The 23,763-nt window shown below is 69.5% G+C and carries 17 protein-coding genes; 3 read left to right on the top strand and 14 right to left on the bottom strand.

Going from position 1 to position 23,763, the window contains the following annotated elements:
• Positions 1–22: 22 nt before the first annotated feature.
• The 3 genes from E8A74_RS08390 to E8A74_RS08400 all read right to left on the bottom strand — a co-directional run bounded on the left by E8A74_RS08390 (position 23) and on the right by E8A74_RS08400 (position 9,899).
• Positions 23–3,349, bottom strand: coding sequence for a MopE-related protein (locus tag E8A74_RS08390; protein WP_170228963.1), 3,327 nt, complete (start codon positions 3,347–3,349; stop codon positions 23–25).
• Positions 3,346–8,019 carry a MopE-related protein gene (locus E8A74_RS08395; RefSeq protein ID WP_136928416.1) on the bottom strand — a complete coding sequence of 1,558 codons (4,674 nt, stop codon included), beginning with the start codon at positions 8,017–8,019 and terminating at the stop codon, positions 3,346–3,348. The genes E8A74_RS08390 and E8A74_RS08395 overlap by 4 nt, the downstream gene beginning before the upstream one ends.
• Before the next feature lie 269 nt (positions 8,020–8,288).
• Entirely contained in the window at positions 8,289–9,899 is a 1,611-nt protein-coding gene (locus tag E8A74_RS08400) for an SBBP repeat-containing protein (RefSeq protein WP_136928417.1), read from the bottom strand.
• 507 nt (positions 9,900–10,406) lie between these two features.
• On the opposite strand from E8A74_RS08400, the gene E8A74_RS08405 reads away from it, so the two are divergent.
• Positions 10,407–11,552, top strand: a complete 1,146-nt coding sequence (locus E8A74_RS08405; protein WP_136928418.1) for an IS1 family transposase — start codon at positions 10,407–10,409, stop codon at positions 11,550–11,552.
• 349 nt (positions 11,553–11,901) lie between these two features.
• Positions 11,902–12,171 (top strand): hypothetical protein, encoded by a 270-nt coding sequence (locus E8A74_RS08410; protein ID WP_136928419.1) that lies wholly within the window; start codon positions 11,902–11,904, stop codon positions 12,169–12,171.
• Between the two features lie 58 nt (positions 12,172–12,229).
• On the opposite strand, the gene E8A74_RS08415 is transcribed toward E8A74_RS08410, so the two are convergent.
• From E8A74_RS08415 to E8A74_RS08445, 8 genes are all read right to left on the bottom strand, one after another.
• Positions 12,230–12,826, bottom strand: a complete 597-nt coding sequence (locus E8A74_RS08415) for an RNA polymerase sigma factor (protein WP_136928420.1) — start codon at positions 12,824–12,826, stop codon at positions 12,230–12,232.
• The gene (locus E8A74_RS08420; RefSeq protein WP_136928421.1) at positions 12,823–13,098 is read right to left on the bottom strand and encodes a hypothetical protein; all 276 of its coding nucleotides are present in this window, start codon (positions 13,096–13,098) and stop codon (positions 12,823–12,825) included. Before E8A74_RS08420 ends, E8A74_RS08415 begins: the two co-directional genes overlap by 4 nt.
• The gene (locus E8A74_RS08425) at positions 13,095–13,403 is read right to left on the bottom strand and encodes a hypothetical protein (RefSeq protein WP_136928422.1); all 309 of its coding nucleotides are present in this window, start codon (positions 13,401–13,403) and stop codon (positions 13,095–13,097) included. The genes E8A74_RS08420 and E8A74_RS08425 overlap by 4 nt, the downstream gene beginning before the upstream one ends.
• Positions 13,400–13,732, bottom strand: coding sequence for a transcriptional regulator (locus tag E8A74_RS08430; RefSeq protein WP_136928423.1), 333 nt, complete (start codon positions 13,730–13,732; stop codon positions 13,400–13,402). Before E8A74_RS08430 ends, E8A74_RS08425 begins: the two co-directional genes overlap by 4 nt.
• A 929-nt stretch (positions 13,733–14,661) precedes the next feature.
• Positions 14,662–15,804 (bottom strand): acyl-CoA dehydrogenase family protein, encoded by a 1,143-nt coding sequence (locus E8A74_RS08435; protein WP_136928424.1) that lies wholly within the window; start codon positions 15,802–15,804, stop codon positions 14,662–14,664.
• Between the two features lie 6 nt (positions 15,805–15,810).
• A complete protein-coding gene (locus E8A74_RS52030; RefSeq protein ID WP_170228964.1) occupies positions 15,811–15,954 on the bottom strand; it encodes a hypothetical protein in 144 nt (47 codons plus the stop codon).
• 1 nt (position 15,955) lies between these two features.
• Positions 15,956–16,222: a CcmD family protein gene (locus tag E8A74_RS08440; RefSeq protein WP_136928425.1), complete on the bottom strand. Its 267-nt coding sequence runs from the start codon at positions 16,220–16,222 to the stop codon at positions 15,956–15,958.
• A gap of 3 nt (positions 16,223–16,225) precedes the next feature.
• A complete protein-coding gene (locus E8A74_RS08445) occupies positions 16,226–16,897 on the bottom strand; it encodes a cytochrome c biogenesis protein (RefSeq protein ID WP_232379440.1) in 672 nt (223 codons plus the stop codon).
• Between the two features lie 214 nt (positions 16,898–17,111).
• Here E8A74_RS08445 and E8A74_RS08450 point away from each other — a divergent pair, with 214 nt between their 5' ends.
• Positions 17,112–18,959 carry a serine/threonine-protein kinase gene (locus E8A74_RS08450; protein ID WP_136928427.1) on the top strand — a complete coding sequence of 616 codons (1,848 nt, stop codon included), beginning with the start codon at positions 17,112–17,114 and terminating at the stop codon, positions 18,957–18,959.
• Positions 18,960–18,968: 9 nt separating this feature from the next.
• Here the strand turns inward: E8A74_RS08450 and E8A74_RS08455 are convergent, their stop codons facing one another.
• From E8A74_RS08455 to E8A74_RS08465, 3 genes are read right to left on the bottom strand one after another with little or no spacing between them, the layout of a single operon-like run.
• Positions 18,969–20,333 carry a TolC family protein gene (locus tag E8A74_RS08455; RefSeq protein ID WP_136928428.1) on the bottom strand — a complete coding sequence of 455 codons (1,365 nt, stop codon included), beginning with the start codon at positions 20,331–20,333 and terminating at the stop codon, positions 18,969–18,971.
• A 43-nt stretch (positions 20,334–20,376) separates the two neighbouring features.
• Positions 20,377–21,849, bottom strand: a complete 1,473-nt coding sequence (locus E8A74_RS08460) for a sigma-54-dependent transcriptional regulator (protein WP_232379441.1) — start codon at positions 21,847–21,849, stop codon at positions 20,377–20,379.
• Positions 21,850–21,888: 39 nt separating this feature from the next.
• Positions 21,889–23,724: a hypothetical protein gene (locus E8A74_RS08465; protein ID WP_136928429.1), complete on the bottom strand. Its 1,836-nt coding sequence runs from the start codon at positions 23,722–23,724 to the stop codon at positions 21,889–21,891.
• Positions 23,725–23,763: the final 39 nt, after the last annotated feature.

Raw genomic sequence — 23,763 nt, forward strand, 5'->3', positions numbered from 1 at the left:
GGCGCCCGCTCGATGCGTTTCGTCAGCCGGGGTTCTGCGTGAAGCAGCAGCGGAAGCCGAGGTCGAAGAGCTTGAAGTTCTGATCGACCGTGTAGAACTGGAACGAGCACGTCGCGCCGCCGGGGTCGCTGGTGTTGAACGCGCCGCCCATGAGCGGGTACGTGTTCGCCGCGCTCTTCGTGATCTCACGGAGGTTGCCCGTGATGTCGTAGATCCGGTTCGTCGCGGGCGTGTTGCCCTCCAAGTTCAACCAGTCCGCCCAGCAGTTCTTCAGGCTGTCCGAGCCCGTGAAGAGCAGGCCGTCCTGATCCCCAGCGATCGACGAGCTGAAGTCGAACTCGGGGCCGAGGTTGCAGAACTTCGCGGCATCGAACGTCGATTTGCACTGCGCGCCGCGCGGGTTGTAGCCGTAGGTGCAGGTCAGGTTCGTCTGGCACGCCGTCGTCCACGCGGCCGTCGAGCAGATGGTCCCGCCCATCGCGTTGCACGTCTGCTCGACCTCGGCCGGCGTGACGTTGAACCACGGCAGCTTGTTGGGCACCGAGCACGCGAGCGTCTTGTCGAGCGTCGTGCCCGGAGGCGCGGTCGTGTGGTAGCCGTTGCCGTTGCCGGGCGTGATGACGTTGTTCACGAGATCGGTGATGGCGTTCGGCCGGCTCGCCTCGTAGCTGTAGACCCAGAGGTTCGTCGCGATGCGCGTGACCGCGGGTTTGACGTAGTTCGCCGCGTTCGAGCCCTTCGACACGTACGTCTCGTCGACGAGCCCATCGCAGTCGTTGTCCACGCCGTCGCACAGCTCGGTGCAGCCGCCGGGCAACGTCGCGCAGTCGGCCTTGACCGCGCTGCACGTCGTGCCGTTCGCGCCGCTGCACACGAAGGTGCCGGTCTTGCGGCAGGCGCCGTGTCCGGGCGCCTGCAGGCCGTCGTCGCTCGCGCACGCCTTGCCGTAGTTCGGCACGTTCTCGTTGAGGATGCCGTCGCAGTCGTTGTCGAGGTTGTCGCAGACCTCGGTGGCGCCCGAGCAGTAGTTCGGGGCCGCGCCGTTGCACACGCCCGCCGGGAACGTGCACTTCCACGCGCCCTGCGTGCAAGCGACCGTGACCTGCGACGTGCACTCCGGCCGAATGGCCGTGACGCTCACGCCGCAGACCTGCACCGGCGTCGGGGCCACGACGCCCTCGTCGATATTCCCGTCGCAGTCGTCGTCCTCGCCGTTGCAGATCTCCTGCGCCTGCTTGTACTGGCAGCTGTATTCGCAGGTCTTGTTGCCGTCGAGATCGTAGTAGCCGTTCTCGCAGCCCTGGAAGGCGCACATGCCCGACGTGCACGACCAGATCGCGTGGACCGCGTTCGCGTAGCAGTTGTTGCCGCACGCGCCGCAGTTCGCGATGTCGGTCTGCAAGTTCGGCTGGCCGGTCAGCGTGCCGTCGCAGTTCGAGTCCACGCCGCAGGCGTCGACGCTGCTCGACGGTCCCGTCGAACCCTGACACGTCTGCACGCCGCCCACGCAGGTGAACGTGCCCGCCTTGCAGGGCGACGTCGCGCCCGCGGGGGGCGCAGGCGGCACGTTGCAAGCGCCGAGGTTCAGGTTGTTGTCGATGACGCCGTCGCAGTCGTCGTCGAGGCTGTTGCACGTCTCCGTGCTCGGCCCGATGTACCCCGTGCACGCGCCGCCGCAGGCCTGCGTGCCCCTCACGCACCGGCTCAGGCCGCCGTAGACGAGGTTCGGCGGCGCGCCGACGGGCACGCAGGGCTGACTCGAGATGCCCTCGTCGACCTGCCCGTCGCAGTCGTCGTCGACCATGTTGCAGGTCTCGGCCTTCGGGTCGATGTTCCCGACGCACTGGAGCGCCATGCCCACGCACTGGAGCGTGCCGAGCTTGCAAGGCAACGTGCTGCTCTGGCCACACGCCGAGCCCGTGCCCGCGACGTCGTCGACGAGCCCGTTGCAGTCGTCGTCTTGGCCGTTGCACGTCTCGGTCTTCGGCGCGATCTCACCGACGCAGGTCTTCTGGCCGCCGGGCAGGCACTGCTCGACGCCCTTCTGGCACGGACCGACGTCGGTCAAACCGCACGTCGCGCCCACGTCGACGGGCATGTCGTCGATCGACCCGTTGCAGTTGTCGTCCTGGCCGTTGCAGAGCTCGGCGGAGGGGTTCACCGCGCCGTTGCAGACGAGCTGACCGTTCTGGCACTGCTGCTTGCCGAACTGGCAGGGGAAGATGTTGCTCTGGCCGCAGGCGTTGCCGGCGTCCGTGGGGTTGTCGTCGACCTGGCCGTCGCAGTCGTCGTCGAGGCCGTTGCAGATCTCCTGGATCTGCCCCTCGACGACGACGTTCGGCCCGGCGCACACGACCTTGTTCCCGACGCACGCCGTCTTCCCGGCGGCGGCGAGCAGCCCGCAGATGCCGTCCGGATCACCGAAGCAGTTCTTGCCGATCTGCGGATCCATCGAGAGGTCGTCGGCCTCGTCGATCTTGCCGTCGCAGTCGTTGTCGAGGCTGTCGCCGCACTTCTCGACGCCGCCGTTCGACGGGGTGCACTGGTACTCGCAGCCCGTCGCGACGGAGTTGTCGAGGTCGTACCAGCCCACGTCACACTGCTTGATCTTGCACTGCGTGTTCGCTGGGGAGCACGCCTCGCCGGCGCCCGCGGTCGTCGAGCACTCCGACGTGCCGTTGATGACGACGCAGTTGTTCCCGCACTTGCCGCAGTCCGTCGTGCTCGTGCAGAGGTTGACGTCCTCGTCCTTCACGCCGTCGCAGTCGTCGTCCTTGTTGTTGCACGACGCGTCGTCCTGCGTGTTCTTGATGCAGTAGTACTCGCAGGCCTTGTCGCCATCGAGGTCGTAGTAGCCCGACACGCACGTGCCCGTGCACTCGCCCGGCACCGTGCCCGGGTTCGGGCTCGGCACGCAGGTGATGGTCGCGGGATCGTTGTTGAGCAGCTTCGTGAAGCAGTTGTTGTCACACGTGCCGCACGTCGTCTTGGCCTCGAGGTTGATGTTCGGACCGTCGTCGACAGCGCCGTTGCAGTCGTTGTCGAGCTTGTCGCAGATCTCGATGCCGCCGTTCGTTGGGACGCACGGACCGCTGCCGCCGGCGCCGCCCGATCCCGGGCCGCCGTCGTTGCCGCAGAACGGGAAGCAGTTGTCGCCTCCTTCGCCGCCCTGACCGCCGGCCCCGCCGGAGCCCGAGCCCGAGCCCGAGCCCGTCGGCGTGTCGCCGGCGCACTTGTCGAAGCAGAACGCGTCCGTCGTGCACCCCGCGGTCCCGAGCGCGAGCGCCGAGACCACGAGGGCCGAAAGGAGCCCTCCGAAGGGCTTAGCGAGCTTGCCGAGCGAGCTCATCGCGACACCTCCGTACCGCCGCGGCGCCCGGAAGATCGCCTGCGTGCCATGCCGAGCGCCAGCGCAGCGAGCGCCAGCGCGAAACCACCGTTCCGATCCTGCCCGCCGACGTCGCACGCGCATCCGCCGCCGCCCGTCGCGAGACCCCAGATGCTGTCGTCCGCAGGCGCGCCGCCCGTGCCCGTGCCCGTCGTCGACGTCGGGTTGCCGCCGCCGCCTGCGCCGCCCGCGCCACCCGCGCCGCCACCTCCACCCGCGCCGCCGCTGCCGCCCTGGCCCTGCAAGCAGTCACCGTTCTGGCAGACCTGGCCCATCGGGCAGAGCACGCCTTCGCACGGGTCGTTGCCGCAGTTGCCCGTCAGCGGATCGCAGTACGCGCCGTCCGGGCAGCTCGGCGAGGCGCACTTGTTGTCCACGCACGCCGGAGGCGACTGCGACAGGTCGCAGACCTGCGTCCCGACGCACGCCGGATCGCAGCCCGCGACGCACTGGCCGTCCTTGCAAACCTCACTCGTCCCGCAGCTCTTGTCCGCGCACGATTCGACGCACGTGAAGCCGGTGAACGTCTCGTTCGGCTTGCAGACCTGACCCGTCGGGCAGCTATCGGGCTTGCACGGGTTGTCCACGCAGGAGCCGCCGTTGCAGGCCTTGTCGCAGCCGACGCAGGGCACGTTGTAGCAGTTGTTCTGCACGCACTTGCCCGCGGTCGCGCCGTAGCTCGAGCAGACCTCGCCCGCGCCGCACGTCACGCCGTCGCAAGGATCCTTGCAGCCGGCGATGCCCTTGCAGACGCAGACCGGAGGCACGACGCAGTTCGCGTCCGCAGGCGTGCCCGCCGGCGCGCAGAGCACCTTGCCCGCCGCGTCCTTCACCGTCTTCGTCGGGCAGTCGCCGCAGTTGTTCGCGATGCAGAAGTTGCCGAGCGGCAGGCCGGTCTCGCTGGAGGTGACCTCCTCGCAAGCCTGGCCCGGCGGGCACGGGAACTCGCCGCCCTGGCAGGGCGTCGCGCAGGTGCACGCGCTGCCGCTCTTCACGCACGAGTTACCGGGCGCGCAGATCTGCGGCATGTTCGGGTCCTGCTCGTCGGTCGTGCCGTCGCAGTCGTTGTCCTCGCAGTCGCACGCCTCGTCCGTCTGACCCTGGCCGCCGAGGCAAGCGAAGATGCCGTTGAGGCACGCCCAGTGGCCCTGCTGGCAAGCGCCCGTGTCGACGCCACAAGCGCCGCCGATCGTCTGCGTCGCGTCGAGCGGGTTCGCCGTGCCGTCGATGCCGTCCGGCGCGGGGCCCACCTCGTCGATCGAGCCGTCGCAGTCGTTGTCGACGCCGTCGCAGATCTCGGGCTGCGGGCCGGTGCCGTTGAGGCACGTCTCGCCGCCCATGCCGTCGCACTGCAGGGTGCCCGGCTCGCACGCGCCCTTGTCGCGCGGGCCCGGGTAGAGCGTCGTGTCGTAGGGCGGGGTGCACGAGCCGCCGACGACGATGCCGTTGTCGATCGTGCCGTCGCAGTCGTCATCGAGGCCGTTGCACGCCTCGGCGGTCGGGGGCACGTCGCCCACGCAGTCGAGGATGCCGCCCGTGCAGTCGATGACGCCGGGCGCGCACTGGCCCGTGTCGGTGCCGCAGGCCGCGCCTTCGCCCTGGAACGTGCCGTCGTCGATCGTGCCGTCGCAGTTGTTGTCGAGGCCGTCGCACGCCTCGGCCTGTGGGCTCTTCGCGTTCACGCAGACCCAGCCGAGCGCGCCCTGGCAAGCCAGCGAGCCCTTGTTGCAAGGCGGCGCGAGTGTGCCGTTGTCGGCGCAGGACGCATTGGGCGGCGGGCACCATTCGAGGTTGCCGTGCTGGCAGCAGTTGCCCGGCAGATCCCAGCAGCCGTTCTGCCCCGCGTTGGGCGCGTCGAAGAGCGGCGCGTCGTCGATCTTGCCGTCGCAGTCGTTGTCCACGCCGTCGCAGACCTCGGCCTGGGCCTGGATGCCGCCCTGGCACACGATCGCGCCGTTCACGCACGCCGTTTGTCCGAGCGAGCAGGGCGGCTGGTTGATGCCGCACGGCTTGGCGAGGCCACCGACGTTGTCGTCGATGACGCCGTCACAATCGTTGTCCTTGCCGTCGCAGATCTCGGTCGAGGGACCGACCTGGCCGACGCACTGCACGCCGTTCGGCCCGCACTGCTGGACACCGGCGACGCACTCGCCCACGTCCGAGCCGCAGGGCCCGCCCGTGCCGGGCACGTCGTCGATCATGCCGTTGCAGTCGTTGTCCGCGCTGTCGCACTGCTCGGTCTGCGGACCGACGGGGCCCTGGCAGGCCCAGGCGCCGCTCGTGCAGACGAGCGTGCCCTTGTTGCACGGCGACGTCAGCGTACCGTTGGCGTAGCAAGTACCGCCGGCGGGCGGGCACCACTGCAGGTTCTTGAACACGCAGCAGTTGCCGGGGTTCTGCCAGCAGCCGTTCTGCCCGGCGGCCGGGCCGTCGGCGAGCGGCGCCTCGTCCACGATGCCGTTGCAGTTGTTGTCGACGTTGTCGCAGACCTCGGCCTGCGGCCCCGTCCCGCCCTGGCAAACCAGCGCGCCGTTCACGCAGGCGAGCGTGCCGGGCGTGCAGGGCGCGAGCGCCACGCCGCACGAGGTCCCGACCCCCACGGCCCCCTCGTCGACCTGGCCGTCGCAGTCGTTGTCGATGCCGTCGCAGACCTCGGCGGACGGCCCGACGAAGCCCGTGCACGTGCTGCTGTTGCACGGCCGCAAGCCCTGCTTGCACTGGCTCGTGCCTCCGTACACGAGGCCCTCCGGCGTCCCCACCGGCGTGCAGGCCGTCGGCGCGACCGAGTCGTCCACGATGCCGTCGCAGTCGTTGTCGATGCCGTCGCAGGTCTCGGTCTGCGGGCTATTCTGGCAGGCCGCGAGGCCGCCGCCCGCCACGCACTGGCCCGGCTGCGGCACGGGCTGGGCGGGCTTGCACGCCTGCGTGCCCTGGCAGTTCGTCGGGGTCGCCAGGCCACACGCGACCGCGGGGATGTTGTCGTCCGCGATGCCGTCACAGTCGTTGTCGCAGCCGTCGCAGACCTCGGGCGAGGGCACGCAGTTCGGGCAAACGTTCTCGTCCGTCAGGCCGTCGCAGTCGTTGTCCTGGCCGTCGCAGGTCTCGGTCGTGGGACACTGCGCGGGGTTGCCGCACTTGTTGAAGCCCTCGTCGATGAGGTTCGTCTTGTTCGCCCCGTTGCCGTCGCAGTTGTTGTCCGCCTCGTCGCAGATCTCTTTGGGGTCGTAACAAAGCCAGTTCGCCGGCTGCGTCTGCTGCAAGTCGGTCGTACACGGCAGGAGCGCCTCGTTGCCGTCGGGATCCGCGCTCGTGATCGATGCGACGTAGCTGTTGAGGCAGGCCGTGCGCGCCGCGGCGTTCGCCCACGGACAGCACGCCTTGCCCGCCCCCTTGTTGCAGTAGTGCTTGTAGCCCTCGTCGGTGCAGCCGTTGCAGTTGTCGTCGCTGTTGTTGCAGACCTCGGGTTTGGCCGCGGTGCTGACGATCGTCGCCAGCGCCTTCGCCAGCTCGACCTCGTTGTTCACCGAGTACGACGACCCGGTACCGCCGGCGAACGCGATCGCATCGGTCTTGGCCTTCGAGCCGCCCGCGAAGTTGATGACGTAGACCGGGACCTTCCAGTTCTTCTGGTTGGGGGCGGTCCCGAGCGTGACGCCGTTCTGGTAGAGATCCGTCGCCACCGCGACGGGCGCGGACGTGTCGTTCCCGCCCGGCGTTTCACATGTCTCGTCGCCGTCGGTCAAAAGGATCACGTTCACGCTGCGACACGGCCGATCGTTGATGTTCAACGGCGTGGCGCGATTCGCACCGAAGCCAAACCCGGTCTGGCAATAATTCGTCGTGGCCCAGTTGAGGTTCCAGCCCGAGCGCAGGTACTGCGCCACGGAGCGGAGCGAGCCGGCGATCGGCGTCGCGCCGTCGGCGAACAGTTCCCGGTTGTCGCCGCACAGGCCATCGAACCACTGGAGCAAATCCGGCACGTTCGACGCGGGCGCGGCAGGCCCCCACCAGGGATCCTGCGGCAAGGGCACGACGATGTTGCCGCCGTTCCGCCAAGTGCCCTCCGGATAGTTGGGGCTCGTGGGCCCAGCCCCGCTGGGGCAATTCGGAAGGTTCCCGCAGCTCAAGGAGGGATTGCTGGTGGCCCCCGTGAAGTCGCCGATGGTGCACCCGTAGTTATCCACGGTGCAGGGGGCCCCGTTCGCCGGGCCACAGGTGCTCACGCAGGCGCCGGACGGGCAGCCCGACATGATGCCCGCGTACGTCGCGAGCCCGAAGTTCACCTCGCCGCCGAACGCCTGGACCGTCTGCCGGAGCGCGCATTTCGCGTCGTTCAGCCGGCTCGGAATCATGCCGCAGGAGTTGAGCTTGTAGAGGGGGTCGCTGGCGTCGCACTCATCCTGAACGTCCTCGCCCGGCGGCGTCGTACACGTGGTCATCGAGCCGGACGTGTCCGCGATGATCATGAAGTACGGCCGCGAGGGCGTGGGCCAATCCGCAGGGTTTTGCGAGAGGCACGCAGCGGCCTCCTGCGCGTCGGCCGGCGTGGTGAACGCCGCAGCCGCGGCGACCCCTGCGAGCGCGGCAAACGAAGTGAGGATCCCTTTCGAGGGCTGCCGGAACAAAGCCATGGGTAGCTCCGAAGGGCGCACCGAGATGCACCCGTTCTGCACGCCCTACCCGTCGAAGACTCGACGAAGGCGAGCATCGTTCGTCAGGATCTCAGAGCCCTCGCCACGCCACAAGCCCCGGACACGGCTCCGGCGCGCCCCTCCCCGCCCATTGCGCTGGACATCAGGCGCGCCGAATGTGTCGGACGATCGAGCCGGCGATCCTCGCCGCGACGCGTGAGCACGAAGACGCCGCGAACCCCCCCCCTGGGGCGCCCGCGGCGTTCGTTTCAGGGCTTGACAGCGAAGAGGAAAGCGTCATCGCCGGCGGCGGTCAGCGGGCCGAGGCCAAAGTCGACCGTGCCCCCGAAGCTGCCGGTCAAAATCACGTTGCCCGAGACCGGATCAAACACGAGCGACTGCGGCGACTGCACGAGAGGCCCGCCATAGCTGCGGCCCCATACGAGGCAGCCGTCCTTCGCGGCGAGCCGGCCGAGGAACATGTCGAACCCATCCGCGCTCGGGCTGGCCCCGCCGCCAAGATCGATCGAACCGGTAAACGCGCCCGCGAGCAGCACGTCCCCGTTCGGCGCGAACGCCACGCCGTCAGCGCGCTGGAAGGTCGGATCGCCGAACGCGCGCGTATACGTCTGCGCGCCGGACGAGGTGAGCACCGAGACGAACGCATCGTCGACGTCGATGTTCGTCATGGGCTTGCCGCCGAGATCAAACGTGCCCTGGAACTGCCCGGCCACGGCCACCGAGCCCGAAGGCGACACGGCAACCGCGTTCGCCGAGGCCTTGCCCGCGCCCGAGCTGAGCTTCGCCCAGATCGGAGCGCCCTGCGAATCGAGCTTGGCGACGAACGCGCTCGGGTTGCCCTGGGCCATGACCAGCCCCGCGCCGAAATCGATCGCGCCCGACGCCTCGCCCGCGACGTACACATTGCCCGCGCCGTCGACCGCGAGGCTTTTCGCCGACTGATCGGCATCGTTACCGTACTTCTTGCTCCAGAGGTGCTGTCCCGTCGCGTTGAACTTGGCGACGAACGCGTCGAAGGCCTGGCCCGCCGCGGTGAGGACGCCGCCGCCGAAGTCGACCTGCTGCTGGAAGTAGCCCGCGATGACGACGTTGCCGACGCCGTCGACCGCGAGCGCACGCGCGTACTGGATGTTCGAATCACCGAACTTCTTGCTCCAGACGTGGCTGCCGTCGGGCGCGAACTTCACGAGGAAGACGTCCTGGAAGAAGTTCGTGTCGCTCGTGAGGTTCGAGCCGCCGAAGTTGACGGTGCCGATGAAGATGCCCGTGACGTAGACGTTGCCCTCGGCGTCAGCGCCGATGCCCGTCGCGCTCTGGTTCTGCCCGTCGCCAAAGCGCTTCGCCCAGATCACCTGGCCGGCCGAATTGAGCTTCGCGACGAACGCATCCTCCTTGCCGCCGCTCGTGAGCATGGTCCCGCCGAGGTTCATCGTGCCCTGGAGAGCACCGGCGAGGAGGATGTTGCCCGTCTTGTCGGTCGAGACGGACACGCCGCTCTGCGTTTGCGCATCGCCATACGCGGCAGCAAACGCGGTGACGCCGCCGTTGGGATTCGGCGGGTCGCACATCGGCCCAGGATTCTGCCCGCCGGTCCCGGAGGAGCTCGACGACGAGCTGCTCGACGCGCTCGTCACGAAGTCCTGGAGCCCGTCGCCGCCCTGGCCGCCGCCGGCCGCCCCGGCGCCGCCCGTGCCAGCGCCCGAGCCCCCCGAGCTGCTCGCCCCGCCACCACACGCGGACGCGAGCGCCACGAGAGCCCCCGCGCAGACGAACGAGGCCAGCAAGGTGCCCGTGCCAAGGAGCTTACCGGCGCCGGAGGACGCCTTGAGGATCGAAGGATGCGCGCGACGTGTCCGCATGAAGCCATTCCTCCCGCAAAGGGAAAGTTCGCCAGTCCTCGTTGATATCAACGGTCGGCGCGCACGTGTAGAGGGGGCTGCGGGAAAAGGCGGGCACGTCCTCGGAGCGCCGTGCCGGGGCGTTGCCCCGGACCCCAGCAGGGGCGGACAGCGGTGCTGATCAAACTTGATCAGCCGGTTCGTCGCGACGAACGCGCGGGCCATCCCGTCAAGTCCCCTCCGATGTCTGTCGAGGTGTGCGCATGTCCTTCCTGAACGGACGGCGCGGACCGGCATCGTCAGCCCTCGTGTATGTCACGCTTGACCCTGGAATCGACGCCCCGATCTCCGCGGGCAAACGGTCCTACATCGGACACTTAATGTCCGATGCCATTGCCGAATAACCACGAAAACCCGACGAATCGTGATAGATTCATCCCATCGAGTGAGCCGCTGAAACGGTCGAGCCGACGACGCGCATGGGGCGCGACGCGGCGCCCGTGGCGGCCCTTGCTGGGGTCTCGCGTCGTGGCGAACGTCCTGCCCATCGAGAAGCGCACCGACGTGGTGAAGCACCTCGTAGAGGGCGCGAGCGTGCGCTCGACGTCGCGGCTCACGGACGTCTCCCTTCCGACCGTCCTCTCGACCCTGCTTCGCATGGGCGCGGGGTGCGACCACCTCCACAACCTGCTCGTGAGGGACCTCGACATCCACGAGATCGAGTGCGACGAACTGCACGCGTACGTCCAGAAGCGCCAGAAGAACGTGACGCCCGAGGATCCGCCCGAGGTCGGGGAGAGCTACACGTACCTCGCACTCGCCCGCACGAAGAAGCTCCTCGTGAGTTACCGCGTGGGGAAGCGCAACGAAGCGGACACGCAAGCGTTCGTTGCCGATCTCCGCGCTCGCCTCGTGACGATTCCGCAGATTTCGACGGACGGATGGCAGCCGTATCAGGTCGCCGTGGGGCAGAGCTTCGCGGGCGCGGTGGACCACGCCGTGATCCAGAAGAACTACACGAAGAAGCCTGGACGGCGCGAGCAAGGGTCGGATCGGTTCGACAAGTACGCGCCCGATGACGCACCCAAGTTCATCACGAAGAAGGTCGTGCACGGTGCACCGAACCTCGACCGCGCGAGCACGTCTCACGTCGAGCGGGCAAACCTCACGGTGCGCATGCACATTCGGCGCTTCATGCGGCGTGGCAACGCCTTCTCAAAGAAGATCGAGAACCACCGCGCGGCCATGAGCCTGCACGTGGCCTGGTATAATTTCGTTCGCGTGCACGAGTCCCTACGCGTGACGCCGGCCATGGAGGCGGGCATCACCGATCACGTGTGGTCCGTGCAGGAGCTTGTGGAGCGCGCCCTCGCCGCGGAGCCGTGCGCGCCCCCGGAGCCGAAGAAGCTCGCGCCGCCCGCTCCGGCCCCGGGCGTGACGACGGGTGCCGCCCGCGAACTGCCAAACGGCAAGGGTTGGCTCCGCGCCCTGCCCGGCGGGAAGGGCAAGCCCAGCGACACCCCACGGGCGCCTACGCCGCCCGCCGCGCCACCGGCGAGGGTCGGGACGGGGGAGGCTCCGCGCGAGGCCCTACCGCCACCGGGAACTCAACTCGACCTGTTCGCGTGGCGTCCGAGGCCACGGCAACTCGGTCTGTTCGACCCGCCGGTGTAGGTTCGAAACCTACTTCGAACCACAAAACCCTTGCCGCACGTCAAGCGCCATGGCAAACGCTCGGACGGACTCGTCGCGCGTGGGCAGACACCTCGACCGGCCTACCCGATCAAGGTTTGAACTGTTCTAACCCACTGTGCGCACAGAGTGCAAACGAAATATGGCACTTGTACCATGGGGTACCAAAAGGAAAGGCGAGTAGTAGAGGCGTAACCACCCCGAACCACCCGCCTCTCATCCGTTTAGGGATGCCGGATGAGGGTCGACTAGCACACGGGGCGATTCCGTCAATGGATTCGTGCGTCTTCTGCTGCCTCGCGTTCCTTCCGCTTCTGGAGGGCTACGCAACATGTCGAAATCACACACGAAAACGCCCGTGGTGTCGGGCGTCATCTTCCGGTGGAGCTACCGGCACCACAGCACGGGGCAGACCGTGCGTCCGAAGCACGGGCGGCCCTTCCCGATCCCGGTCGGTCCTCGCCGCCGGTATCGCCCGCCGCCGCCCGAACAACTGGCCCTGTTCTCGCCCGAGGTGTTATTTCCACCGAAGGCACCCCGCCCGCCGCGCGCCCCTGGAAAGGTGCGCACGGCGCCGCGGGCGCGAGGACGGCGTAGGTAGGGACTGACGAAAGGGGACGACGGGCGCCGTGCTTTGGCTCACGGCGCCCGTCGCCTTTTCAGCGCTTGGCCTTGCGGCTCTTCCACGTGGGGCGTGGAGCCTGCTTCGGGGCGGGAGCCGCACCAACCGCACGAAGGGCGGCGCGGAGCTTCTGGACGTGGCCGTGATGCGTCGTGAGGCTGTGCCCCATGGCCCGCGCGGCGTCGGCCCCGATGAGCCCGCGGGCGGCGAGGAGCACAATGTAGGCGAGTTTCGGGCGGGACTTCATGACCCACGTGAGCAGGTCACGCGCCTCGATCGCCGGCATCGGATCCGGCGACACGATGTCAGGCGGCGATCGGATCGCGGACACGGGCGTCTCGTGCCGCGTCGAGCCGCGCCGCGCGTGGTTCATGGCGTGAAACCACGCGGTCTCCCGGGCGAACCCGCGGAGCGCCACCACGGGCGGCATACCCTCCGCACCGCGCACGCGCCCCTCGTGCAGGGCTTCCCACGTCGTCGCGATCGTCTCCTGCACGAGGTCCGGAATGTACAGTTCGTCCACGCCGATCTTTCGCAAGTGATGGGTGAGCATCGAGTGAAGTCGAGTCACCTCGTGCGCGTCGGCGATGACGACCGGCGCACCACCGCCCGGGGGCCGGTGGTAGCTGCTCACGGCTCACCTCCGCGGACGAGGGTGTCCACGTCGACGTCGAGCGCGCGTGCGACGCCCGTGGCGAAGTGCAGCGTGCAGGCGAGCTGCCCGCGGAGAAACGCCTGCACATACATCGGCGCGTAGCCGATCACGTCGGCCATCTTCCACAACGTCCGCGCGGCGACGACGGGAGCGAGCGCCTTGCGGACGCGATCCGCCTGCTCCGCGGAGAGCACCGCGGGCAGGCTGTCCGGGGTCTCGTCGGGGCCCTGGTCGTACTCGTGGTCGCTCACGATGCACCCCCTTTTCGGCGCGGCGACGCGACAAGCGTGAGGGCGGGCGCCTTGCGGGGCGGCGCCTTCCCGGCGAGGGCATCGTCGACGGAGAGCCCCACGGCCCGCGCGATGCTCCGCGCAAGCGCCATGTTGCCCGGCTCCGTCCCGTCGAAGAAGCCGACGACGACGGCGCGCCGATAGCCGAGGGTGTGGGCCACGCGGACCCATGACCCCTGCTCCCGGTGAAGGTGGCGAAGCAGGGCGCGGAGGTTCGCCCGCTGGATCTCGATCAGATCCGAGTGGCGGAAGTCGGCGGCCATCACGGCGCCCTCCTCGCCCCGCACGTCGGGCAGACGTCAGCCGAGGAGAGGGGCGCGAGGAGACGCTCGACGGACACGCCAGCGGCGCGCGCGGCGCGGAGGAGCATCCCCGGCGATCCGGGGGCGGCGCCGCGGGCGATCTTCTCGATCGTCTTGCGGTAGACGCCCATCACGGACGCGAGCACGTCCCATCCGCCGTAGGCTCGACGCAGGTTCCGGAGCGTCGCGCGGAGACGGGCGGCCTCGGCGGGAAGAAGCGAAAGGACGGGGAGCTTGCGGGGCGGACGTCCGCCCTCTTGGCCCCCGGACGGGGACCGGACTACGGTAAGCATGGGTTGCGACCTCGTGGATTCGGGGTTGCGGCCAAGTCGCCTCGGGGGATTTCCAGGTCCCTCGGGGCGGCGTTTTTTCAGGCACGCCGAACCTACGCGTCGAGATCGCGGCCCGCTACGGCCGATTGCCAAACTTGATCACTCGGGGCCAATCTTGATCAGCACCCGGACAGCCCCCGCTGGGGCCTGGGGCAGCGCCCCGGCGCAACGGCCTGCCCTGAGACGCATGGTCGACCGAGGAGCGGAGAGAGCGGACGAAGCTTTGGAGCGGGCCCGACACGTGCCCTCTGCGGTCGACGGTGCGTGTTCGGCGGCGGGAGAGAGGCCTCTGCCGGGCGACGGCACGAGGGACGCGGCGCATCCTCCGACGCTTGCTTGGACGCTGATGTGTTGCCCCCCGCGACGAGCAACATCGAGCGTTACCGCGTGGTGTCTGGCGGCTCGACATGGACTGTCGACGGCCTCCGGCTGTGCGTGCTGGCTCGATCTTCTCCACGGGGACGCGCCTCGTTCCGTGTCCGGCGGCGGGACACGTCCCCTGGCGCGTGGACGCGCCTTGTTCGGCTTCGTGCCCGGTGTCGTCTGGCGCGGACGTGGCGTGCCGCGGCGCAGAACAGACCGACACGAGGGCCGCTCTCGCCTGTCGAGGAGGTTTGCGTGAGGGGGTGACGAGGAAGGCGGGCTGGTGGCGAGACGCACCTGGATGCGTCTCGATCCGACGACGGGCGTCTTGTGGTGGAACAGCCAACGCCTTGACCTTGGCTGGCAGGGTCGCCTGGGGTCTTGACCCGGGTCTGTTCGAGGAACTGCGTGTCGCGCAGTTCCTCGACCCTGGGTCCAGCCCCTGGCTGGTCCGGGTGCAGGGGCGGACAGCCCCTGCTGGGGCCTGGGGCAACGCCCCAGCTCCGCGCCTTCGCGAGGAGCGAGGCTCAGCCTCCGAAGAGCTGCTTGGCGATCACGATCCGCTGGATCTGGCTCGTGCCTTCGTAGATCTGGAGGACCTTCGCGTCGCGCATGAGCTTCTCCACGGGGTACTCCTTCACGTACCCGTTGCCGCCGAAGACCTGCACGGCGTCCACGGCCGTCTGCATCGCGCTGTCGGCGCCGTAGGCCTTCGCGAAGCTCGACACGATCGGATCCCGCACGCCGTGGTCGAGGTTCCAGGCGGCTTTTTGGTAAAGCAGCCGCGTCGCTTCCACGCGGATGGCCATCTCCGCGATCATCCACTGCACGAGCTGGTGGTTCGCGATGGGCGTGCCGAAGGTCTTGCGCTCCTTCGCGTAGGCCACGCACTCGTCGAGGCAGCGGCGCATCAGGCCCGTCGCGCCTGCGCCGATGTCGGGGCGCGTCTGGTTGAACGTCTCCATCGCGAGCTTGAAGCCTTTGCCCTCGGGCGCGAGCAGGTTCGCCTTTGGCACGACCACGTCCTCGAGGAAGATCTGCGCCGTGTCGCTCGCGCGTTGTCCGAGTTTGTCCTCCTTCTTGCCCACGCGGAGCCCGGGCGTGTCGCGATCCACGATGAACGCCGCGATGCCCCGGTGCCGGAGCTCGGTGTTGCTCGTCGCGAAGATCACGTAGAACCGCGCGTAACTCGCGTTCGTGATCCAGCACTTCTGCCCGTTCAGCACGTAGTCGTCGCCGTGCTGCGCGAAGCGCGTCTGGATGCCGGCCACGTCGCTGCCTGCGTCGGGCTCGCTCGTCGCGTAGCTCGCCATCACCGGCTCGCTCGTCAGCAGGCCGAGGTACTTCTTCTTCTGCTCCTCGCTCCCGCCGAGCTTGATGGGCGTCAGCGCGAGGCCGTTCGCGAGCAGGCTCGTCTGGATGCCCGTGCACCCGTACGCGAGCTCCTCCGTGATGATCGCGTTCTCCAGCTCGCCCATGCCCGAGCCGCCGTACTCGGCGGGGACCGTCGGGTTCACGAGGCCGATTTCCCACGCCTCTTTGAAGACATCCATCGGGAAGCGGGACTCGTGATCACACGCGGCCGCGATCGGGGTGATCCGCTCCTTCGTGAAGCGGCGGGCGGTCTCGATGAGACCCTTGTGCTCTTCGGACAGCGAGAAATCGACCACGGGCTCCTACTCCTTCATCCTGCGCTTGCGCTTCTCGAGCTCCGCGCGCACGGCGCGCGCGCCCAGGGTGTAACCGACGACGAGCCCGAGGAGAAGAACGCTCGGGATGTAGATCACGTGCTGGGGCGTGATCTGACCGAAGTCCGGCACGTCACTCGCTCCCGGTCTTCGCGCGCGCCTTCTGGAGTGCTGCCTCCAGCGTCTCGATCCGCCGGTCGAGCCGACGCTGCCGTCGGAACATCGACGCGACGAACACGAGGATCACGATCCAGATGACCGCGTACGCCTCGACGAGCAGCTTCTCGCCGCTCTGCATCTGGTTGCCGCCCTCGACCGCGCGAAACGTCGCCCCGCGATCGTCGGCCGTCCCCTGGCCTGCCGTCCCCGGCGCTTGTTGTCCTGCTTGATCTGCCGACATCGTCTACTCCTCGCCCACGCCGAGCTCGAGCGCCTCTTCCTCGGCCTCACTCAGCCGCGACGCTGCGAGCTCGATCCGCACGCGCGTCCAGATCAACACCACCGCGAGCAACGTGAACGTCAAGAACCCGAGCATGAGCGCGAGCTTCATGTCCGGATGCTGGAGCCCGCCGCCGCCCGACGTGATCACCTTCGGGTGGTTGCCGCCCCACTTCTGCACCGAGTAGTGGATGATCGGCAGGTTCGCCGCGCCGAGCACCCCGAGCGCCGCCGCGAACTTTCGCTCCGAATCCCCGTCGCCCGCGAACGCCCGCATCACCACGTACGCCACGTAGATCAGCACCGAGAGCAGCGCCGTCGTGAGCCGCGGATCCCACGTCCAGTACACGCCCCACGCCTTCGCGCCCCAGAGGGCGCCGGTCACGAGCACGAGCACGCCCATCGCCACGGCGCACTCTGCGCCTGCGCGCGCGAGTGCGTCCCAGCCGCGCGTCCCGCGGGCGAGGTACCCCGCCGAACCGAGGAAACACACGGCGGCCCCGACGTACATCGAGTACGCGATGGGCACGTGGAAGTAGAAGATCTTCTGGACGATGCCCATCGTCGACTCGACGGGCGCCTTGAAGAAGATCACCTGGAGCGTGATCAGGAACGCGGCCGCGCAGAGGGCGAGCACCGTGTAAAAGACAACGTCCCCCCAGGAGCGGGAGCCGGACGTTTCGACTTTCGTTCCGGCTGCCAAAGCCTCGCTCGTCGCCATGGTGAGCGGCAACGGTAGTGGCAAGGTCGCGGGTGTTCAAGGACCCACACCTCCCGCGTCGCGCTTCCCCTCCTGGAAAGTATCCCTCGGCGACGAGCTGATCTAGACTCGCGTCCGAGCCGCTATCCCCATGGCCCCCATTCGCCCCGAGCAAGCTCCGGCAGATGTACAGGCCGACGTCCCCGCGTTCCGTCCCGGTACCGTCGTCGACGGTCGTTACCGCGTCCTTCGGCTCATCGGAGGCGGCGGCAACGGCCTCGTGCACGAGGTCGAGCACGTCCGCACGGGCCAGCGCTTGGCCCTCAAGTCCCTGCTCGATCCGACGACGTACCAGCGCCTCGAACAAGAGGCGCGCGCAACGAGCCTGCTGAAGAGCCCGCGCGCGGTGAAGATCGTCGACATGGGCATGAGCCAGACCGAGGGCCCGTACCTCGTGATGGAGCTGCTCGCCGGGCAGAGCCTGCGCGAGCTCTTGCACGAGGCGGGGCAGCTCCCGCTCGAGCTCACGGTCAACGTCGCGCTGCAGGTCGGCGAGTGCCTCGCCGAGGCGCACACGCAGGGCATCGTCCACCGGGATCTCAAGCCCGACAACATTCACCTCGGCCCGGGCCCGAGCCCCGGCGTCTACGACGTCAAGCTCCTCGACTTCGGCATCGTCAAGATCGCCAGCGACGCGCCCGTCCCCGGCGGCTCGCTCACGCGCACGGGCTCCACGGTCGGCACGCCGTACTACATGAGCCTCGAGCAGCTCCGGAACCCCTCGGGCGTCGACGGCCGCAGCGATCTCTACTCGCTCGGCGTCGTGCTCTACGAGTGCTTGACCGGCCGCAAGCCCTACGACGCGGACACCATCGGCGACCTCGTCTTCGCGCTCTGCTCGGGCCCGCCCACGGACATCGCGCGGCTGCGCCCCGATCTGCCGCAGCCCGTGGGCAAGGCGATCATGCGCGCGCTCGCGCCCGACCGTGACGATCGGCAAGGCGGCGTGCTCGACCTCTGCCGCGACCTCGCGCCGTTCGGCGATCGTTCCCTCTCCGCGTGGATGCACGAGCCGCAGCGGCCCGCCGCGCCCGAGCCGCCGCGCCCCTCGCACGCAGGGCCTTTCGGGGGTGCGCCGACGCCCTCGGGCCTGCGGTCGATCCCTTCGAGCGAAGCGACCCAGGCCTTCCCGCTGCCCGACGGTCCCGTGCCGCCGATCGACGAGCTCACGCCGTCGTTGCCGTCGAGCCCGGGGCGCGACGACGACGACGAGCCCGGCGAGCGGCGCGACACGCCCACGACGTTCTACGTCAAACCCGAGCTGCCCGAATCGTCGGGGGCTCCGCACCGCGAGCGGCGCTATGCCCCCGAACCCCCTGAGCGCATGCCCGACAGCGAGAAGACGCGCATGCTCGTCGAGCCGAGCCGCGGGCAACGCCAGTACGCGATCCCGTCGGAGAACATCGACGATCCGCCGACGGCGCCGGTCAAGCCGGGCGACCTCGCGTTCGGCCCGGGCAACAAGTACGCGAAGACGGCGCCGATCGACGCGAGCCAGTTCCCCGAGCTTCAGAACCTGCCGCCGCTCGGCCCGTATGGCGCTCCAAACCCGGGGGGCTTCGGGGCGCCCACGCCGACGGGGTCCGGCGTCTACGCGGCGCCGCCTCCGGGCATGATGGGCCAGCCTGGGATGCCGCCGGGCATGTTCCGCCCGCCGCCCATGCCGGGCCAGCTCATGACCTCGCAGAGCAACCTGCCGGCCGTGAACATCCCCGGCACGACGGGCCCCTTGCCCATGGGCCCCGGCGCGCCGCCCCCGTGGATGACGCGGCCCGGTCAGCCCACGCAGGCGCCTCCGCCGCCCGCGGGCGGCGGCCTCGCGGCGCTCGTGAACTTCTGGCAAAACGCCCCGCCGCGCACGCAGCTCGCCATTGCGGTGGGCAGCGCGAGTGGCCTCGTCGCGCTCCTGCTCATCCTGCTCTGGATCGTCGTCCGATAACGACGGCGCTCAAAGCCCGTCGGGGGCGATCGCGTCCCAGCCGGTCGCCTTCGCGAGCCGGCTCATCGCGAGATCGAGCTCCATCATCGCGTTCATCAGGCTGAACCGGTTCGTCGCGAACGCCTTCGCCGGGTCGAGGACGTCTTTCTCCTCGCGCGTCCCGACGTCGATGCCTTGCTGCACCGTCACCAGCCACTTGCGGGCGTACGACACGGCCTTCGAATACGCGTCCACGCGCCTCTGCCAGTCGACGACCTCGGCGTAGGCCGTCTCCACCTCGACCCCCGCGCCGCCGAGCGCGAGTTTCTCCGTCGCGCGCATTTCTTCGAGTTGCGCCTCGGCGTACTCGATGCGGGCCGATTGCGGCAGGAAATCGAGCTTCCAGTTGAACACAACGGCCGCGCCGTACCAGAAGAAGTTCGCCGTATCCGAGCCGAACGGGTTGATCTGGTTCGCCACCTCGGGCGCCCGCGCATACCCCGCGTTCAAGCCGAGGCCGATATCCGGGAAGAGCTGCGCCCGCGCCACCTCGACCTGCGCGCGCCGCGCTTGCACGCCGGCCCGCGCCATCGCGAGCTCCGGCCGATGCAGCCGCGCCGCCGTCAGGTACCGCGACACGTGCCCGAGCTTGTGCGTCGGCGGCTTGAGCGGCGCGTCGGGGATGTCGAGATCCGGGATGCCCGTGAAGAACCTGAGCCCCGAAAGCGCCACCGTCGTGTACCGCGTGACCTCGGCCTCGCGCACTTCGAGCTCGGCCGTGTACGTCTGCAGCTTGAAGAGCTCGATCGGGTCGCCCTCGTCCGCCTCGACCGACTCCTTCATCTTGCCGATGGCCTTGTCGATCGCCGCGCGCACGTCCTTGAGGAGCAAGGCCCCATCACGCGCGAGCTGCAGGCCGAAATAGGCCCGGCGCACGTCGAGGCGCACGGCGTCGCGCTCCTTCTCGACGTTCGCCTTGTTCACCTCGACGTTCGCCTCGGCCGCCTCCCACAGGTTCGTGATCTTGCCGAAGGTCCAGAGCGGCACGACGCCGTCGACGCTGGCCCTCCAGGCGAGCCCGAGGCTGCTCGTCAGCGACACGTCCGTGTTCGGGCTGAACATGTTGTTGCCGAGCACGGTCGGCGCGAGGCCGACGCCGCCGCTCATGCGGAATTGACTGAACGGCGCGCGGTGGGCCTCGTCGAGCTGCGCCCGCACCTGCGCGAGCCGCGCCCGGGCCGCGAGCACGTTCGGGTGGTTTCGCTCGGCGATCTCCAGGATCTTCCGCAGATCGTAGACGACCTTGTCCGCGGCCTCCGCGGGCGCCGGCAAGGCCAGAAGGCCCAGGGAAAGGGCCGCCCCGAGGAGCCATCGCCGGATCGACCGCTGCGCCATGTCCGCGCTCTTTTTCACAGGGGCCCGCTCGCTGCAACCGTTGTTAGTCTTCGTCGTCCTCGCCGGCGCCGTCGTCCGCGGACGCGCGTACTTTTTTCATGAGCCGCCGGAAATTCGAGCGATCCATCCCCGCCTGCCGCGCCGCCTCGCTCACGTTGTTGCTCGTTCGCTTGAGCAGCCGCTCCACGTAGGCGCGCTCGAACGCGAGCGCCGCCTTCTCCTTTGCCTGCGTGAACGGCAGCTCCGACAGCGTATCGCCCCAGAACGCCCGCGTATCGCCCGGCGCCCCGTCCTCCCCCGCGGGCGCCTCGTCGCGCCCGAACGGCAGATCCGAGGGCAGGATCGAGTCGCCGCGCGTCATCACCACCGCGTGCTCGATCGCGTTCTCGAGCTGCCGCACGTTCCCCGGCCAGGGCTGCTCGCGCAAAAGCCGGAGCGCCTCGACCCCGATCCGCTTGATGTCCCGGCCGCTGCGGCGCGCGTACTTGTGCAAGAAGTGGTACGCGAGCAGCGGGATGTCCTCTTTCCGTTGCCGGAGCGGCGGCAAATGCACGGGGATCACGGCGAGCCGATAATAAAGGTCCTCCCGGAAACGCCCCGACGCGATCCGCTCCTTCAGGTCCACGTTCGTCGCGGCGATCACGCGCACGTCGACCGTCTTCGGCTCCGTCGCGCCCACGCGCTTGATCTCGCCCTCGGCGAGCGCGCGCAGGAGCTTCGCCTGCGCGCTCAGCGGCAGATCGCCGATCTCGTCGAGGAAGACCGTCCCCTTGTCGGCGAGCTCGAAGAGCCCCGGCCTGTCTTGCGCGCCGGTGAACGCGCCGCGCATGCTGCCGAAGAGCTCGGTCTCCACGAGCGTCTCGGGGATCGCGCCGCAGTTGATCGCGCGGAGCGGCCTGTCGCTCCGCAGGCTGTGCTGATGGATCGCGCGCGCGACGAGCTCCTTGCCCGTCCCGTTCTCTCCGAGGATCAGCACCGTCGACGTCGTCGGCGCCGCGCCGAGCGCGATCCGGTAGACGTCCTGCATCCGTGAGGAGCGGCCGATCAGCTCGCCGAACCGCTCGTGCTCCACGAGGCGCTGCTCGAGCAGGCGTGTCCGATCGACGAGGCGCTTGTGCTCGGCGGCCTGCATGAGCGCGAGCGCCACGGTCTCCGTGGGCCCGAACGGCTTCGTCAGGAAGTTGTAGGCGCCTTGCCGCACCGCCGCGACGGCCGTGTCGATGTCGCCGAACGCCGTCATCATGACGACCTCGACCTCGGGGTGTTGCTCCTTGATCCGCGCGAGCACTTCCATGCCGCTCGGGCCGGGCATCATCACGTCGAGCAGCACGACGTCGACCGCGCGCGCCGTCGAGAGCAACGTGAGCGCGGCAGCGCCGTCCTCGGCCGTCATCACGTCGAAGCCCTCGGCGAGGAGCACGCGCGCCAGGCTGCGACGCAGCGCCGGCTCGTCGTCGACCACCATCACGTGCGCCTTCGGCGCCTTGGTCGCCCCTTGCGTCGTCTCGCTCGGCACGTCGCTGCCATGGTCGCAACCGAATCCCCCGCGCGCAAGTCAGCGTGACGCCGCGCGCGCGGGCAGCGGGGGGACGAGGTCGACCGACACCCAGATGTCCGTGCCGGGCCGCCCCGCGCGCCGACTCCCGCCGACCTCGAGCGCCACGCACCCGTCCGGATGCCGGTACGAAAGTGCGCCGCCAAGACCCACGATCGCCCGCGTCCACAGATCGGTGTCGGCGCGGATGTTCCCCGTGATGCCGCTGAAGAGCGGCCTCGAATACCCCAGGCCGAGGAGCAGCCCACGCGCTGCCACGAGCCCGATCGTGTCGCCGAGCAGGAGCCCGCCGCCGAGCGAACGCGCGAGCGCGCCCTTGCCCGCCGCGCGCCCGTACACGTCGAGGAGGACCGTCGTCTTGTCCTCGAAACCCACGCGGAGCTCCGCGAGAGCCGAAATTCCGTCGCCCGCTTCGTCCGGGAGCTCGACGCTCCCCTTGCTCGCGATCGCCTCGATCCGCGCGCTCACGGGCCCACGCGTGCCCTCCGCGCTCGCCCATCCGACGGCGCTCGTCCCCGTGGTCGTCGCGACGAGCCCGCCTTTGACCTCGGCTTCGAGGGAGCTGCCGAACGCTTGCCCGAGCGAGCTCGATACGCCGAACGCCGCGAGCCCGAGCGCGGGCCCGAGCTCCGGCCGTATCGCCTGGAAAAAGGCCCCCGCGCCCTGCGCGACCGCGCCGCGCGCTTCGAGCCGCGGCGAGATGCGGTGCACGAGCGGGGCCGCGTCCTTGGCCCCGGCGAACGATTGTTCCAGGGTGACGAACGCATCGGCCCGCGCCTCGGCCACGGCGTCCCAGGCCACCGGCGCGCCCTCGGGCCCCGCGAACCGCGCCCGCGTCCCGAGCCGCGCCCGCGTGAAGACCGGCCCGAGGCGCGGCGCGACCTCGATCCCCGCCTCGGCGCGCGCATACGGCGCATTCGTTTGCCCTGAAAGCATCGCCAGCGCCGCGTTCGCCTCCCAGCTCCCGCGTCGCCCCGCCGCCCCGGAGGCCCCGGCGAATGCCGTTGGCCCCCAAACGATCGGCCCTTCCCCACGCCGCGCCCGCGCGACGAGCCCGGTCCCGAGGATCGCGCCCACGCCGCGCCCCGGCGAGACCTGCATGGTCACGCTGGCCGCGCCGACGTCGAAGGGCTGCGCGGCCGCCGTGAGCGAGGGCGTCGCCACGAGCCCCCGCGCGCCCCGGATCGCATCGAGATCCCAGGCGATCCGCACGTCCGGCCGCACGTCCGACCGGACGAACCCGTGTGTATCCGCGACGAACCGATCCTGCCGGAGCCGATCCCACGTGAAGCGCCCCGTCATCGTGGGCCCCTCGATCCGCGCGCCGAGCTCCACGCCCCCCTGCACGTACCCCGACGCGAACAGCTCGACCGCGCGCAGCCGCCCGTCCGCGCCGCGCCAGGGAAACCGCGCCCCCGCGCCGAGGAGCGCGCCATCGTCGCCGCGCATCGCGAACCGCGGCGGCAAGAGCCCCACGCGATCCGCGGGCCGAACGAGGAGCCACGGCAGCACGAAGATCGGCAAGGCCCCAAAGTAGAGCCGCGGCCATCGCAGCTCGATGTCCCCCTGTCCTGTCGCCCGCGCGCCCGAGACCTCCAGCGAGACGGGCGAGTCTTTGCAGGGGCAATGCGTGAGCTTTGCCGTCCCGCGCATCTCGACCGCGTTCGGGCCGAGCGTGATCACGAGCTTCCGGCTCGTGAGCCGGAAGCGATCGTACGTCACGACGACGTCCCCTTCGAGCTCGACCTTCCCGTGCTCGGGATCCGCGTGCGCCTCGTCGGCGCGAAACTGGACCTCGCCCGCCACGCCGAGTTGGTCCTGCCCGCGCGCCTGCACGCCCGAGATCCACGCGGCGACCCCGATGGCCGCGGCGAC

This window comes from Polyangium fumosum (assembly GCF_005144585.1).
Classification (GTDB): domain Bacteria; phylum Myxococcota_A; class Polyangia; order Polyangiales; family Polyangiaceae; genus Polyangium; species Polyangium fumosum.